This is a genomic window from Streptomyces sp. AC627_RSS907 (assembly GCF_019049165.1).
Genome location: NZ_JAGMUE010001072.1, coordinates 1 through 772, shown reverse-complemented (window position 1 = coordinate 772; position 772 = coordinate 1). Strand labels below are relative to the sequence as shown.

The window sequence follows — 772 nt, the reverse complement described above, 5'->3', positions numbered from 1 at the left end:
GGCGAGGTCGATCTTCCGGTAACGCTGGTGCCGCAGGGCCTGCCGCACCTCGCGCGAGACCTGCTTGAGCAGGTCGCGAACGCGCGTTTCGCCGTGCACGGGAATGCGCAGCGGCAGCAGGTTGGCGAACATGCCGGGGACGGTGCGCGTTTCCGCGTCGGTACGCGCCGCGACCGGCAGGCTCAGGACGATGTCGCGCTCGCCGGTGAGCCGGTGCAGGTAGGCGGCGGTCGCCGCGATCATCAGTGCGGACCAGTGCGTTCCGGCGGCCCGGGCCGAAGCGCGCAGCCGGACCGCCTCCTCCTCGCTGAGGAACACCGTCTCGCGGATGCGGGATTCGAAGACGGCGGCCCGCCGGCCGGCGAGTCGCGCCGGTTCCGGATAGTCGCGAAAGCGCTCGGTCCAGTATTCCCGGTCCTTGGCGAAATCGTCCGATGCCCGGTATTGCGCGTCCTTGTCGAGCAGGAGCCGCAACGGGCCCAGGGGAGAGGGCGGGGCGTCGGTTCCGGTGGCGAGCGCGGTGTACAGTTCCGCGGTCCTCCGGGCCACGAGGGCGCCGCCCGCCGCGTCCGTGACGATGTGGTGCAGCCCCTGGTACCAGGCGTACCGCTCCGGCTCCAGCTTGAACAGCGCGTACCGGAACAGCGGGTCGCGGGTGAGGTCGAGGACGCGCGCGAGGTCCGCCCGCATCCACTCCTCGGCCGCCGCGTCCGGGTCGTCCTCGGCGCTGACGTCGAGGACGGGAAAGTCCCATTCGGTGATCGGCTCGTAC

Annotated in this window: 1 protein-coding gene; it reads right to left on the bottom strand. The window is 71.5% G+C overall.

Features of this window, described 5'->3' with window-relative positions; all coding sequences use genetic code 11:
• On the bottom strand, window positions 1-772 hold a 772-nt coding region (locus KUM32_RS40315), incomplete at both ends, for a condensation domain-containing protein (RefSeq protein ID WP_254406770.1).